This window comes from Lachnobacterium bovis (assembly GCF_900111325.1).
Taxonomy (GTDB): Bacteria; Bacillota; Clostridia; order Lachnospirales; family Lachnospiraceae; genus Roseburia; species Roseburia bovis_A.
Window position 1 is genome coordinate 1 of sequence record NZ_FOGW01000016.1, and the last position, 15147, is coordinate 15147.

Here is a 15147-nt window from a genome sequence, read left to right on the forward strand (position 1 = left end):
GGACCGGGATGGACGAACCACTGGTGTATCTGTTGTCGACCAACGGCATAGCAGAGTAGCCAAGTTCGGAAGGGATAAACGCTGAAGGCATCTAAGCGTGAAGCCCCCCTCAAGATGAGATATCCCCTCCTAAAAGGAGATAAGACCCCTGAGAGACTAACAGGTAAATAGGGCAGAGGTGGAAGTGCAGTAATGTATGTAGCTGACTGTTACTAATAGGTCGAAGGCTTGACCAAAAAAGGTTTTTAATAACTTGTATGAAGTTTTGAAGATATATGAAACAATTAAAGATTGAAGGGGTGTAGTTCATCGGTAGAATAAGAGTCTCCAAAACTCCAGAGGAGGGTTCGATTCCTTCCACCCCTGTATGTAGAACGCTTTTGGATGTATGAAGCGTTCTTTTTTCTGTATTTATTATTTTTAAGAGGTATTTTTATGAATGAATTATTATTAACGATTGAAGATTTTAAAAGAAATTTATTTGAATATAAAGAAAAATATATATTACTAGATTTACGAGATGGGGAACAATATATGTATGGACATATACCTAATGCTATAAATTGTAGGGCTGATATATTAAATATGGCTTTGGATAATATACAAAGTGGTGATATTGATAAAGTATTAAGTAATGTTAAATTAGAAAAAAATAAAAAAATTATAATTTATTCTGATAGTAATAAAGACTCTTCAATCCTAGGGGAAAAATTGTATGAGTTAGGATTTGATGTTAAAGTCATTAAAGATGGATATGTTTCATGGATATTATATAAAATGGAGCAAGAAGTCAAAGATGATGAAAGTGATAAAAACGCTGAAGTAGAATTATCAATAAGAAAAAAATTTCACAAAAAGATTTTTTCAAAGTTTGCGAAAGCAATAAAGACATATGAACTTTTAAAGCCAAATGATAAAGTTATGGTTTGTATTTCAGGTGGAAAAGATTCTATGTTAATGGCTAAACTTTTTCAGGAATTAAAAAGACATGATAGATTTCCATTTGAATTAGAGTTTGTTGTTATGGATCCTGGGTATAATAATGCGAACAGAAAAGTTATTGAGTTAAATGCGAAGTTGTTAGATATTCCAATAAAAATATTTGATACACCAATATTTGATACAGTTGTCGATATTGAAAAATCGCCATGTTATTTATGTGCAAGAATGCGAAGAGGATATTTATACAGCTATGCTCAAAAATTAGGTTGCAATAAAATTGCGCTAGGCCATCATTATGATGATGTTATAGAAACTATTTTAATGGGAATGCTTTATGGAGCTCAAATTCAAACAATGATGCCTAAACTTCATAGTACAAATTTTGAAGGATTAGAATTGATTAGACCATTATATTTAGTTCGTGAGGAAGATATTATTAAGTGGAGAGAATATAATGAATTGTATTTTTTACAATGTGCGTGCAAGTTTACGGATGAAACATCATCTTTGATGGGCAATAGTTTAAAAGAATCAAGTTCGAAGCGTAAAGAAGTGAAAAATTTAATTAAGGAACTAAAAAAAGTGAATCCATATGTAGAAGGTAATATTTTTAAAAGTGTAGAAAATGTCAATTTGAGTACAATAATTGCATATAAAACAAATGGACATAAATACAGTTTTTTGGATTCATATGATGAAAAATAATAGGTATAGGGATTTAGGCAGGAGGAAACATGACATTACAGCAGTTAAATCAGGTTATAGTTATCGCTGATGCAGGATCTATGAATGAGGCATCAAAGCGTTTATTTGTTTCGCAACCTAATTTATCGTCAGTTGTGAAAGAGTTAGAAGAAGAGACTGGAATAATTATTTTTCTTAGATCGAATAGGGGAATTGTTATTACACCAGAAGGAGAAGAATTTATTGGATATGCGAAGCAAGTTATTCAGCAATATGATTTAATGAGAGAAAGATATAATGCTACAACCGTGAAAAAGAAATTCAGCGTTTCAACACAGCATTATAGTTTTGCGGTAGAAGCTTTTGTCGAAATGGTTAAAACTTTTGGTATGGATGAATATGAATTCGCAATTCATGAGACAAAAACTAATATCGTAATAGAAAATGTAAAAAATATGAAAAGTGAAATAGGTGTATTATATTTAAGTGATTTTAACAAAAAAATCATGAAAAAAATTTTCTTGGAAAATAGTTTAGTATTTCAAGAGTTATTTGTATGTGATACGTTTGTTTATTTGTGGAAAGGTCATCCCTTAGCAAATAAAAAAATAATTACTATGAAAGATTTAGAGAATTATCCATGTCTAGCTTTTGAACAAGGTACAAATAATTCATTTTATTTTGCGGAAGAAATGAAAAGTACTTACCAATATAAACAAATAATTCGAGGCGATGATCGAGCAACGATGCTTAATTTGATGAGAGGTTTGTTAGGATTTACGTTGTGTTCTGGAATTATTAGTGAGAATTTGAACGGAAATGATTATTTAGCAATTCCGTTAAAGGAAAGCGAAAAAATGCATATCGGTTATATAATGCATAAAGGGGCAAAATTAAGTCCTTTAGGGGAAAGATATGTGGATGAATTAAAAAAATATCAAAACAAAGTTTTATAATTTTTTGATTAAAGCATATTTTGAAGTGAGTAGATCAATATTACTGCCAAAAAATATTTTGTATAATGAGTAGTGATATAAACCAAGAGATTAAAATAGATAAAAGGAGCACTCCTAGTGACTGCTACTTATATAATTGTTAGATTTAATGAATATTCAATTAAAAATTTGACAATTTCTAAGTTATAGCGGAACAGGAGTAGCTCTTTTTTTATTAAATTTCGTTGAATGTATAAATAATAAAAATTATAGTTGCTATAAATTTTATTTATATCAGAGTATCAAAACTGCATATTATGTTATTTATTAGAATCTTGCTATAATATATTTGGAGTTATAGTTATGAAGTTTTGATATATTTTTAAGTGAAAAAGGATTGTGGTAAAAAAATCCTTTTGGGGATGTGCGATAAACATATCCCCTTTTTAACACAATACCAAAAAATTAAAGGAGTCAATCATGCAGAATAAAGAGAGTAGTTTTAATAAGCAAGATGATGTGTTAATAGAATTTGAAGATGTATGTAAAGTATATCAAACTTCAAAAGGTCAAGTTAATGCATTAAATAATATTAATTTAAAAATAAAAAAAGGTTCTATATGTGGAATCATAGGTTTATCTGGAGCAGGAAAATCTACATTGGTTCGATGTATTAATTTATTAGAAAAGCCAACTAGTGGAAAAGTGATTCTTAATGGAGTTAATTTGATGGATATTTCAGAAAAAGAATTACGACAAAAAAGACAAAAAATAGGAATGATTTTTCAACATTTTAATTTGTTAGAACAAAGAACAGCATTAGATAATATATGTTTTTCGTTGGAATTAGCTGGAATATCAAAAAAAGAGGCTAGATCAAAAGCTATGAAATATCTTGAAATAGTCGATTTGGTTGATAGAAAAGATAATTATCCTTCTCAACTTTCAGGTGGACAAAAGCAAAGAATTGCTATAGCAAGGGCTTTGGCAACAGAACCAGAAGTTTTGTTGTGCGATGAAGCTACTAGTGCACTTGATCCTACAACGACAAGTTCTATTTTAGATTTGTTAAAAGATATAAATGAAAAATTAGGTGTTACGGTTGTTATTATCACACATGAAATGAGAGTTGTTGAAAAAATATGTAATCATGTTGTGGTAGTTAATCAAGGTGAGATAGTAGAGGAGGGAGATGTTAAAGAAGTATTCTTATTGCCTAAATCTAAGTATACTAAACAAATGTTATATCCTAATTTAAGTAATTTTGATGAAATTAATTCAAGAAAAATATTTAGAATTTCCTTCGATGGTCAATCATCTTACGAGCCTGTAATTGCTAATTTGGTTTTAAAATGTCAAGCTAAGATAAATATTTTAGGCGCAAGCACCGAAAATGTTGGTGGAAAAGCATTTGGACAGATGCTTATTGAGATGCCAAAGGATGAGAACGTATTAGAAAAAGTTAAAAGTTACTTAGATGAAATTCACATTAATTATGAGGAGGATATAGAAAATGAGTGTTAGTTTTGATGTGCTTGTTGGCTTGCTAAAAAGTGGTATTGAAGAAACATTATATATGACAATCATAGGAACTCTTTTGGCTTATATTTTGGGTATCCCGCTTGGAGTTTTGTTATATGTAACTTCAAAAGAAGGAATAAAGCCCAATAAAGTGATTTATGGTGTTTTTGGCACAATTATAAATATTGTAAGATCAATTCCTTTTATGATTTTACTTGTAGCGTTGATTCCATTTACAAGATTAGTTGTTGGAACATCGATTGGTACAGATGCTACAATTGTTCCTTTGGTGATAGGAGCTGCACCATTTGTCGCAAGAATGATAGAATCTTCATTACTAGAGGTTGATTATGGTGTAATTGAAGCAGCATTATCGATGGGAGCATCAAATTTTCAAATTATAAAAAAGGTTTTATTACCAGAAGCAAAACCATCACTTTTAACAGGAAGTACAATTGCTATAACAACAATTTTAGGTTATTCAGCAATGGCAGGTTTTGTTGGAGGTGGTGGATTAGGTGCCACAGCATTAAATTATGGTTATTCTAGATATCAAACAGATATTATGCTTATAACAGTAGTTGTTCTTGTGATTATTGTTCAGATTTTTCAAGAAGTTGGAATGTATATTGTAAGAAAAACTGATAAAAGAAAAAAATAAGTCAAATAAAATGACTTAAATAAAATCCAACATGAAAAAGTTAGCAAAAAGACACAAATAAAACCTTACAGAAAAATAAGTCAAACAAAAAGGCTAAAAAACAAAAAGATAGTAAAAAATGTTATTTTTAATTAAGAGGAGAAAAAATTATGAAGAAAAATATTAAATTACAACAAGTAAAAAACATTACAAAAAAAGCATTTACAGTAGGTCTTGTATTAACAATGACTGCAGGAATCTTTTCAGGATGTGGTTCTAAAGCAGATGATAAAACAATTAAAGTTGGTGCATCACCTTCACCACATGCTGAAATTCTTGAACAGATTAAAGATGATCTTAAAAAAGACGGATATAATCTTAATATCGTTGAATATAATGATTATGTAATTCCAAATAAGGCTTTAAATGATGGTGAAATTGATGCAAATTATTTCCAACACACAGCATACTTAGAAAACTATAACAAAGAAAATAAAACAGATTTAGTTGAAGCTGGCAAAATTCATTTTGAACCTTTAGGAATTTATTCTAAAAAAATCAAATCTTTAAGTGAGATTAAAGATGGTGATGTTGTAATTGTACCAAATGATGCAACAAATGAAGCTAGAGCTTTATTATTACTTCAAGAAGAAGGAATTATCAAAGTAGATAAGAAAAAAGGATTCAAAGTCACAAAATTAGATGTTACAGAAAATCCAAAACATATTGAAATTAAAGAGTTAGCTGCAGAACAGTTACCAAGAGCACTTGATGATGCAAAAATCGGCGTTATTAATGGTAATTATGCTATCGATGGTGGATTAAAAATCAAAGATGCTTTAAGTTTAGAAAAAGGTTCTTCTGATGCAACAAAAGTATATTCAAATATTATTGCTGTAAGAAAAAATGATAAAAACAATGAAAAGACAAAAGCTCTTGTAAAAGCTTTAAAATCGGAAAAAGTAAAGAAATTTATTGAAAAGAAATACAAAGGATCAGTTATTACAGTTAAATAATGATTCTGTGATAAAAACAAAATTATAAGTGAAAAATTTAATATTTAATAGAAAACTAAATATTTAATAGAAAATTAAATATTTAATAGAAAACTAAATATTTAATAGAAAACTAAATATTTAATAGAAAATTAAATATTTAATAGAAAACTCAATATTTAGTAGAAAATTTAATATTTAATAGAAAACTAAATATTTAGTAGAAAATTAAATTTTTATAAAAAATACTATGTCAGTACATAAATCCTTTGACAAATGCCAAATATGATGTCATAATTCTAATGTTGCAAAAAAAATATAGCGACAATATTGAATGTTGATATTTAGAAATTTATGAGAAAGTTGGTAGTATTTTATGTATGAAAATAAGAAAATGATTCGTTTTGCTGATACTAATGAAGTAAAAGAATTTGTTAAGGCTGCTGGAAAATGTGACTTTGATATTGATGTTATTTATAACAGAATCGTTATAGATGCAAAGTCTATTCTTGGAGTATTAGCACTTGGAATTAATAAGGATCTTACAATTGGATATCATGGAAATGATGAGAATTTTGAAAGTGTCCTAAGTGATTTATCTATTGCATAGAAATCTAATTTATTTATTATAAGTTATAATATAAAAAAATTAAAACTGGTCAACGCAGTAATATACGCTGACCAGTTTTTTTGTCCTTAAAACATAATTATATTTAAAAATTATTCCTATAAAAAACTTAAAAAAAAGCAAAAAAAATTAAATGCTTATTTTAATGTTTAACTTTCGACTGCTGGTAATAAATCTAAAAATGCTTTTGTAGATGGTGATATAGGAAGTGATGTATTGATCGATGCAACCATCTGTCTTTTTGGCATTTTCTCCTTTGTATTTAATATAAATAATTCATTAGAATCTTTCACGCAATAATCTGGAACAAAGGCGATACCAAGTCCAATTTTTGCCATGTCAATTAACAAATCATTACTACTTAATTCTATTTCGGGTAAAAGTTCCAACTGATGTTGTAAGAATTGTTTGTGTAAAAATTCACTAGTTGTACTTTTTCTTTCAAGCATCATTAAAGGGTATTGTTTTAATTCTTCAAAAGATATTTCTTTTTGCGTTAAATTAAAATAGTTTGGGTTAGCAACAAAAACATCGTGAAAATTAGCAACTGTTTTCTGCAAGTAAGAAGGATTTAAGTGAGAGTTAGGAAAGTTAGTAACGATTAAATCCACTTTACCTTGAGATAATAAGTCAACACAATTAATTGATGTGCCATTTGTTACTTTGATAGGAACGTTTGGAAATTTCTTGTGAAATTCTTTGAAATATGGAACTAAAAAATATCTACAAATTGTATCGCTAGCTCCAATATGAAGTTGTCCTAAACCAAGATTACTTGCATCTAATAGTTGACCCTCACCACGAGCAATTAAATTCATAGCTGGTTCAACATGTTTTAATAAAACTTTTCCTGCTGGTGTTAATTGAACTTTTTTAGTGCTTCTAATAAATAGAGGTTGTTCAAGTTTACGTTCAAGAGTTTTAATAGACTGACTTACAGCTGATTGTGAAATAAATAATTTTTTACTTGCTTCGGAAAAACTTAATGAAGAAGCAACATAATAAAAAACTTTGTATAGTTCATAATTAATATCCATTGTATCCTCTTTTCTATTGTTTTCTACAGACTTATATATATTATAAGAAGTGCTTATAAGTATGTCAATTAAAAATTTATGGAATAAAGTTAATTAAAATTAGTAAAACTTATAGGTAAAATTAAATATATTAATTATGCTAATTCAATATTAAATGTTATACTTTACTTAGCAAAAAGATTTATCGGAGGTAAGTTTATGAGCGATGTACGTCGTGTTTATGTAGAAAAGAAAGCTGATTTTGCAGTAAAGGCAAAAGAGTTGAAACATGAAATTAAACATTATTTAGGAATTAATTCAGTAGAATCTGTTAGAGTTTTGATAAGATATGATATTGAAAATATATCTGCGGAAACATATAAAAAGGCATTATATACAGTTTTTTCAGAAGCGCCAGTTGATATGGTATATGAAGAAAAAATTGAATTAGCAGAGGAAAGAGTATTTTCTGTTGAATTTTTACCAGGACAATTTGATCAGAGAGCTGATTCGGCAGAACAATGTGTTAAGTTATTAAATGAGAATGAAGAACCTATTATTCGTTCCGCAACAACTTACGTCATCGCAGGTAATATTTCAAACGATGAATTTGAAGCAATAAAAAAACACTGCATTAATCCAGTTGATTCTAGAGAAACATCTTTAGATAAACCAGAGACATTAATTCAAGATTTTAATGATCCAAAAGATGTAGTGATTTTTGATGGTTTTGTTGATATGGAAGAAGAAAAACTAAATGAGTTGTACCAATCATTAAATCTAGCAATGACATTTAAAGATTTCTTACATATTCAAAATTATTTTAAAAACGAAGAAAAAAGAAATCCATCAATGACTGAAATCAGAGTATTAGATACTTATTGGTCTGATCATTGTAGACATACAACATTCTCTACAGAATTAAAAAATATTCAGTTTGATGAAGGTTTTTACAAAGATAGAATTGAAAAAAGTTATAACGATTATTTAGATTCTCACAAAGAATTATACAAAGGAAGAGATGACAAATTTGTTTGTTTAATGGATATTGCTTTATTAGCAATGAAGCGCCTCAAAAAAGAAGGAAAATTAAATGATCAAGAAGAAAGTGATGAAATTAATGCATGTTCAATTGTTGTTCCAGTTGAAGTAGATGGCAAGATTGAAGAATGGTTAGTTAACTTCAAAAATGAAACACATAATCATCCAACAGAAATTGAACCTTTTGGTGGCGCTGCAACATGTTTAGGTGGAGCAATTAGGGATCCTTTATCAGGACGTACATATGTATATCAGGCAATGCGCGTAACAGGAGCAGCAGATCCAACAAAACCTGTTTCCGAGACATTAGACGGAAAATTACCACAGAAAAAAATCGTTAGAGAAGCAGCTCATGGATACAGTTCTTACGGTAACCAAATCGGTTTAGCAACTGGTTATGTAAAAGAAGTATATCATCCAAATTATGTTGCAAAAAGAATGGAAATAGGCGCTGTTATGGGGGCAGCACCAAGAAGAGCTGTTCAGAGACTAAATTCAGATCCAGGTGATATTATTGTTTTATTAGGTGGTAGAACTGGACGTGATGGTATCGGTGGAGCTACTGGCTCATCAAAAGCCCATACTACTAAATCAACATCAGTATGTGGAGCCGAAGTACAAAAAGGTAATGCACCAACTGAAAGAAAATTGCAGAGATTATTTAGAAGAGAAGAAGTAAGTCATATCATTAAAAAATGTAATGATTTTGGAGCAGGCGGGGTGTCTGTTGCAATTGGTGAATTAGCTGATGGATTAAGAATTTGTTTAGATAAAGTACCTAAAAAATATGCAGGATTAGATGGAACAGAAATTGCTATTTCGGAGTCTCAAGAAAGAATGGCAGTTGTTGTTGCAAAAGAAGATGTAGATCAGTTTTTACAGTATGCAAAAGAAGAAAATCTTGAAGCAACAACAGTAGCAGTTGTTACAGAAGAAAAAAGATTAATCCTTGAGTGGAGAGGAAAAGAAATTGTTAATATTTCAAGAGCATTTTTAGATACAAACGGTGCTCATCAAGAAACTGATGTTCAAGTAGAAATGCCAGATGAAAATTTAAATTATTTAGAAAAAATAAATTCTGAAAAAATAAATAACTCTCTTAAAGAGGGAGATTTGAAACAAGCTTGGATGGAAGAGCTATCAGATATTAACGTATGTTCTCAGAAAGGTTTAGTTGAAATGTTTGATGGTTCAATCGGAGCTGGAAGTGTTTTGATGCCTTATGGTGGAAAATATCAGTTAACTGAAACACAGAGCATGGTAGCTAAATTACCAGTTTTGAAAGGAAAATGCGATACAGTTACAATGATGTCGTACGGATTTGATCCATATTTATCATCATGGAGTCCATATCATGGTGCAATTTATGCAGTATTAGAATCATTATCAAGAATTGTAGCAGTTGGTGGAGATTATAAAAAAGTAAGATTTACTTTCCAAGAATATTTTAGAAGAATGTCTAGTAATCCAAAAAGATGGAGTCAGCCACTTGCTGCATTACTTGGAGCATATGATGCACAGATTGGTTTTGGTTTACCATCAATTGGTGGAAAAGATTCTATGTCAGGAACATTTAATGATATAGATGTACCTCCAACATTAGTTTCATTTGCAGTTGATGTAGCACATGAAAAAGATGTAGTTTCGCCAGAACTTAAAAAAGAAGATAATAAGTTAGTATTATTTACAATTGAAAAAGATGAGTATAGCTTACCAAAATATGAACAAGTTAAACAGATGTATGAATTAGTTCATTCACTTGTTGAAAAAGGATTAATTGAATCATCATATGCGTTAGATGGAAAAGGTTTAGCTGCAGCTGTATCAAAAATGGGATTTGGTAATAAATTAGGTGTTACAATTTCAAATGATGTAACTGAAAAAGAATTATTTGCACCAGGCTTTGGTAATTTGGTGTGTGAAATTGATGCAACTAAAGTGGATGAAGTTTTTGCAGTTTTTAAAGAAGCTGAATTAGAAGAATATGTAAAAGAAGTAGGTCATGTAAATGAAATGCAGGCATTTGTATATGGAAACATGATTTTACCAATTGAAGAGGCATTAAATGGTTGGAAAGAACCATTAGAAAAAGTTTTTGCTACTAAAACAACTGATGACACAACAAAAGTTGAAGAAAAATTATACGATGCAAAAAATATATATGTATGCAAAAATAAGGTTGCTAGACCTAAGGTATTTATTCCAGTTTTCCCAGGAACAAACTGTGAATATGATAGTGCTAGAGCTTTTGAAAATGCAGGCGCAGATACAATTGTTAAAGTATTCAAAAACTTAACTGCTGAAGATATACGAGATTCAGTTGATGAATTTGTAAAGGCTATTAATCAATCACAAATTATTATGTTCCCAGGTGGTTTTTCAGCAGGTGATGAACCAGAAGGATCAGCTAAGTTTTTTGCAACTGCCTTTAGAAATGCAAAAATGACAGAGGCTGTAAATGATTTGATAACTAATAGAGATGGTTTAGCATTAGGTATTTGTAACGGCTTCCAAGCATTAATTAAGTTAGGATTAGTACCAAACGGTGAGATTTCTCAGCAAAAATCTGATGCCCCAACTTTAACTTATAATACAATAAATCGTCACATTAGCAAGATGGTATACACAAAAGTTGTTTCAAATAAATCACCATGGCTTGCAGGTGCAAAATTAGGTGGCGTTTATACAAACCCAGCTTCTCATGGGGAGGGAAGATTTGTAGCTCCTAAAGAATGGCTAGAAAAATTACAGGCTAATGGACAGATTGCTACACAGTATGTAAATGATAAAGGTGAAATAACTATGGACGAAGAATGGAACGTTAATGGTTCTTACCTTGCTATTGAAGGCATCACAAGTCCAGATGGTAGAATTCTTGGTAAAATGGCTCATTCAGAAAGAAGAGGAGATAGTGTTGCTATTAATATTTATGGTGAACAAGATCTTAAAATCTTTGAGTCAGGTGTTAAATATTTTAAATAGTATAAGATTTAGTTATGGTAATGTACTTTTTTAGGCAACTCATAAAAAATAAAAGCTGGTATGAAAAACGCAAATAAATATCAATTATAAATTTACTTAACAAATATGAGTTGCAATATAGTTAAGAGGCAATCCGCATAGTTATAAGTGGATTGCCTCTTTTTTAATAACTTTTTTGGAAAAATAATATAAATTAAATTATATTTTTTTAAAAATTGGTTTTCTATTTTTGAAAATGGTGAAATAAGAAAAACCAGCATCGTGTAAAATGTTTGCTACTTTATTAAAGTCATATGCAATATGTTCACATTTGTGAGCATCAGATCCGATAGTAATTATTTCTCCACCTAGTTCACGATATCTTTTTATTATATCTTCACAAGGGTTTGGGTGGCCAAGTCCGTATTTAAAACCGCCAGTGTTTAGCTCAATACCTTTTCCAGAAAAAATAAGTTTCTTTAAAATTTCATCAATTATATCAGAATATTTAGCATAGGAATAGTATTTGTTAGTGTTAGGACCGTAGCGAACTACATAATCAATATGGCCATAAACATCAAAATTATCATAGAAATTTAAGTTTTCAAGTATCGACTCAAAGTATTCAAGGTATGCATTATCTTCGGTCTTATTTTCGAAAAAAGCAGGAAAATAAGGATCATATCCATGAACGACGTGACTTGAACCTATTACAAAGTCAAAAGGGTAGGAATTTATAAAATTTTCGTTTTTATCGGCAATTTGAGGTTGTAAACCAATTTCTATTCCAAAAGATAAATCGATAGAAGAGGCATATTTTTGCTGAAAAGATAAAAATTTTTGGTAATAAGAATCTGCATCTAATAAGAAAAGCGATGGTTCATCAGGATAATCAAAATCAAGATGTTCTGTGAAACAAATGCCATCTAATTTAAGAGCTATGGATTTTTTTATAATTTGTTCCATTGGAGTTTCGCTATCTCCAGAAAAAGAAGAGTGTATATGAGTATCAAATAACATTTTCATCCTCCTATATAATTTTTAAATATATATTAAGTTGTTTTGTCGAAAAATCTAGTTGTTAGACGGAAAAATCGAACAAAACTACATAACGTGTTACATAGATATTTTAAATTACAAAAAAGAAAAAAGGAAGATTATTTTGTAATATAACTGAAAAAGTAAAAAATTATTAAGTAAAAAGAAATAATTCGCTTTTATAATAAAGTATTATTTATAAAAAATAATAAAAATTTTGTGAAAATTGCCCTAAAATGAACTCTGATAAAAACTTCTAGTGAAAAAATTAACAAAGACAAAAGAAAGCACTTGAAATTTTTAAAAAAATTATGTAAAATATAAAAAGCGTGGGAACAATATTCCCAATAATTTTATTTATAATTCTAGGAGGAATTAAATCATGGCAGTAAGAGTAGCAATTAATGGATTTGGCCGTATCGGTCGTCTTGCATTCAGACAAATGTTCCAGGCAGAGGGATTCGAAATCGTTGCAATCAACGATTTAACAAGCCCAGAAATGCTTGCATATTTATTAAAATATGATTCTTCACAGGGACGTTATGCAAAAGCAGAAACAGTAACAAGTTCTGATCATTCAATCACAGTTGATGGACAGGAAATCGAAATTTACAAAGAAGCAGATGCTCACAACCTTCCTTGGGGAGACCTTGACATCGACGTAGTTCTTGAGTGTACAGGTTTCTATACATCAAAAGCTAAAGCACAGGCTCACATCGATGCAGGTGCTAAGAAAGTAGTTATCTCAGCTCCAGCTGGTAACGACCTTCCAACAATCGTTTACAACACAAACCACGAAACATTAACAGCAGATGATAACATCATCTCAGCTGCTTCATGTACAACAAACTGCTTAGCTCCAATGGCTAAAGCATTAAACGAATTAGCAGAAATCAAATCTGGTATCATGGTAACTATCCATGCTTACACAGGTGATCAGATGATCCTTGACGGACCACAGAGAAAAGGTAACTTCCGTCGTAGCCGTGCAGGTGCTGAAAACATCGTACCTAACTCAACAGGTGCTGCTAAAGCAATCGGTCTTGTAGTTCCAGAATTAAACGGAAAATTAATCGGATCTGCTCAGCGTGTACCAGTTCCAACAGGTTCTACAACAATCTTAACAGCTGTTGTTAAAGGTAACGTAACAGTTGATGAAATCAACGCTAAGATGAAAGCATCTACAACAGAATCATTCGGATACAATGAAGATCAAATCGTATCAAGAGATATCGTTGGTATGACATATGGTTCATTATTCGATGCTACACAGACAATGTGTGTACCAACAGAAGATGGAAACACAGAAGTACAGGTTGTTTCATGGTATGATAATGAGAACTCATTCACATCTAACATGTGCAGAACAATCAAATACTTTGCTAAATTCTTAAACAAATAATTTAATATAGTTAAGAATTATTAGTAAAAAATAGACCTTAATGGGGGTCCAGCTCTATTGGGCTGGACCTTTTTTAATAGTAAAATAAAAATTTGTTAATATTCAATGGAGGAATAGACATGGGATTAAATAAAAAATCTGTTGATGATATCAATGTAAGCGGACAAAGAGTCCTTTGCAGATGCGATTTCAACGTACCACTTAAAGATGGTAAAATTACAGACGAGAACAGACTTGTTGCAGCTTTACCAACAATTAAAAAATTAATTGCTGATGGCGGAAGAGTAATTCTTTGCTCACACCTTGGTAAACCAAAGGGTGAACCAAAACCAGAATTATCTTTAGCTCCAGTAGCTGTACGTTTATCTGAATTATTAGGACAGGAAGTTAAATTCGCTGCTGATGATGAAGTAGTAGGCGCAAATGCTAGAGCTGCAGTAGAAGCAATGAAAGATGGAGAAGTTGTACTTCTTCAGAATACTCGTTATAGAGCAGAAGAAACAAAAAATGGCGAAGCATTATCAAAAGAGTTAGCTTCTCTTGCTGATGTATTCGTAAACGATGCATTTGGTACAGCACACAGAGCTCACTGCTCAAACGTTGGTGTTGCTGAGTGCTTAAAAGCTGAAGGTAAACCAGCTGTAGTTGGTTATTTAATGCAGAAAGAAATCGATTTCCTTGGAAAAGCTGTTGAGAATCCAGTACGTCCATTCGTAGCTATTCTTGGTGGTGCTAAAGTTGCTGATAAATTAAACGTTATCAACAATCTTCTTGAGAAATGTGATACACTTATCATCGGTGGTGGTATGGCTTACACATTCCTTAAAGCTCAAGGTTTCGAAATTGGAACATCTCTTTGTGATGATTCTAAACTTGATTACTGTAAAGAAATGCTTGCAAAAGCTGAAAAACTTGGAAAGAAAATCTTACTTCCAGTTGATTCTGTAACAGTTAAATCATTCCCTAACCCAATTGATGCTGAAGTAGATAGCGAAGTTCATGCTAACGAAGATATGCCAAGCGATCAATTAGCTGGTGATATCGGACCAAAAACAGCTGAATTATATGCTAACGAAGTTAAAGCAGCTAAAACAGTTGTATGGAATGGACCAATGGGTGTATTCGAGAACCCAACACTTTCAAAAGGTACTTTAAAAGTTGCTGAAGTATTAGCAGACGCTGATGCTACAACAATCATCGGTGGTGGTGATTCAGCAGCAGCTGTTAACCAGATGGGATTTGGACCAAAGATGAGCCACATCTCTACAGGTGGTGGAGCTTCATTAGAGTTCTTAGAGGGTAAAGCACTTCCAGGTGTTGTTGCAGCAGACGAGAAATAATTTT

General features: G+C 30.8%; 11 protein-coding genes, 1 tRNA gene and 1 rRNA gene. 11 read left to right on the forward strand and 2 right to left on the reverse strand.

All coding sequences use genetic code 11. The features are described 5' to 3' along the window. From BMY79_RS07825 to BMY79_RS07860, 8 genes are all read left to right on the forward strand, one after another. Positions 1–236 (forward strand): 23S ribosomal RNA (locus BMY79_RS07825); the annotation flags it as partial. A 59-nt stretch (positions 237–295) separates the two neighbouring features. After that, positions 296–366, forward strand: a tRNA-Trp gene (locus BMY79_RS07830). A 69-nt stretch (positions 367–435) separates the two neighbouring features. Beyond that, on the forward strand, positions 436–1647 hold the full coding sequence (locus BMY79_RS07835; protein WP_074730726.1) for a rhodanese-like domain-containing protein: 1212 nt from the start codon (positions 436–438) through the stop codon (positions 1645–1647). 29 nt (positions 1648–1676) lie between these two features. Next, on the forward strand, positions 1677–2582 hold the full coding sequence (locus BMY79_RS07840; RefSeq protein WP_022750425.1) for a LysR family transcriptional regulator: 906 nt from the start codon (positions 1677–1679) through the stop codon (positions 2580–2582). 459 nt (positions 2583–3041) lie between these two features. Continuing rightward, on the forward strand, positions 3042–4085 hold the full coding sequence (locus BMY79_RS07845) for a methionine ABC transporter ATP-binding protein (protein WP_022750424.1): 1044 nt from the start codon (positions 3042–3044) through the stop codon (positions 4083–4085). Next, positions 4075–4743, forward strand: a complete 669-nt coding sequence (locus BMY79_RS07850) for a methionine ABC transporter permease (protein ID WP_022750422.1) — start codon at positions 4075–4077, stop codon at positions 4741–4743. Before BMY79_RS07845 ends, BMY79_RS07850 begins: the two co-directional genes overlap by 11 nt. Positions 4744–4892: 149 nt before the next feature. Continuing rightward, positions 4893–5738, forward strand: coding sequence for a MetQ/NlpA family ABC transporter substrate-binding protein (locus BMY79_RS07855; RefSeq protein ID WP_022750421.1), 846 nt, complete (start codon positions 4893–4895; stop codon positions 5736–5738). A gap of 355 nt (positions 5739–6093) precedes the next feature. Continuing rightward, on the forward strand, positions 6094–6327 hold the full coding sequence (locus BMY79_RS07860; protein WP_022748281.1) for an HPr family phosphocarrier protein: 234 nt from the start codon (positions 6094–6096) through the stop codon (positions 6325–6327). A 167-nt stretch (positions 6328–6494) separates the two neighbouring features. Here the strand turns inward: BMY79_RS07860 and BMY79_RS07865 are convergent, their stop codons facing one another. Further along, entirely contained in the window at positions 6495–7382 is an 888-nt protein-coding gene (locus BMY79_RS07865) for a LysR family transcriptional regulator (protein WP_022748283.1), read from the reverse strand. A gap of 198 nt (positions 7383–7580) precedes the next feature. Between BMY79_RS07865 and BMY79_RS07870 the strand changes: the two genes are divergently transcribed. Next, positions 7581–11384, forward strand: coding sequence for a phosphoribosylformylglycinamidine synthase (locus BMY79_RS07870; protein WP_074730727.1), 3804 nt, complete (start codon positions 7581–7583; stop codon positions 11382–11384). Positions 11385–11582: 198 nt separating this feature from the next. Here the strand turns inward: BMY79_RS07870 and BMY79_RS07875 are convergent, their stop codons facing one another. Continuing rightward, complete coding sequence (locus BMY79_RS07875; RefSeq protein WP_022748285.1) at positions 11583–12383, reverse strand: histidinol-phosphatase HisJ family protein; 801 nt, start codon at positions 12381–12383, stop codon at positions 11583–11585. Positions 12384–12783: 400 nt separating this feature from the next. On the opposite strand from BMY79_RS07875, the gene gap reads away from it, so the two are divergent. Together gap and BMY79_RS07885 are read left to right on the forward strand one after the other, a co-directional pair. Continuing rightward, entirely contained in the window at positions 12784–13803 is a 1020-nt protein-coding gene (gap, locus tag BMY79_RS07880) for a type I glyceraldehyde-3-phosphate dehydrogenase (RefSeq protein ID WP_022748287.1), read from the forward strand. Between the two features lie 119 nt (positions 13804–13922). Beyond that, positions 13923–15143, forward strand: coding sequence for a phosphoglycerate kinase (locus BMY79_RS07885; protein WP_022748288.1), 1221 nt, complete (start codon positions 13923–13925; stop codon positions 15141–15143). Positions 15144–15147 lie beyond the last annotated feature (4 nt).

Coding starts and splice junctions, on each gene's coding strand:
- BMY79_RS07835 (WP_074730726.1), top strand. CDS start 436: ATGAATGAATTATTATTAACGATTGAAGATTTTAAAAGAAATTTATTT.
- BMY79_RS07840 (WP_022750425.1), top strand. CDS start 1,677: ATGACATTACAGCAGTTAAATCAGGTTATAGTTATCGCTGATGCAGGA.
- BMY79_RS07845 (WP_022750424.1), top strand. CDS start 3,042: ATGCAGAATAAAGAGAGTAGTTTTAATAAGCAAGATGATGTGTTAATA.
- BMY79_RS07850 (WP_022750422.1), top strand. CDS start 4,075: ATGAGTGTTAGTTTTGATGTGCTTGTTGGCTTGCTAAAAAGTGGTATT.
- BMY79_RS07855 (WP_022750421.1), top strand. CDS start 4,893: ATGAAGAAAAATATTAAATTACAACAAGTAAAAAACATTACAAAAAAA.
- BMY79_RS07860 (WP_022748281.1), top strand. CDS start 6,094: ATGTATGAAAATAAGAAAATGATTCGTTTTGCTGATACTAATGAAGTA.
- BMY79_RS07865 (WP_022748283.1), bottom strand. CDS start 7,382: ATGGATATTAATTATGAACTATACAAAGTTTTTTATTATGTTGCTTCT.
- BMY79_RS07870 (WP_074730727.1), top strand. CDS start 7,581: ATGAGCGATGTACGTCGTGTTTATGTAGAAAAGAAAGCTGATTTTGCA.
- BMY79_RS07875 (WP_022748285.1), bottom strand. CDS start 12,383: ATGTTATTTGATACTCATATACACTCTTCTTTTTCTGGAGATAGCGAA.
- gap (WP_022748287.1), top strand. CDS start 12,784: ATGGCAGTAAGAGTAGCAATTAATGGATTTGGCCGTATCGGTCGTCTT.
- BMY79_RS07885 (WP_022748288.1), top strand. CDS start 13,923: ATGGGATTAAATAAAAAATCTGTTGATGATATCAATGTAAGCGGACAA.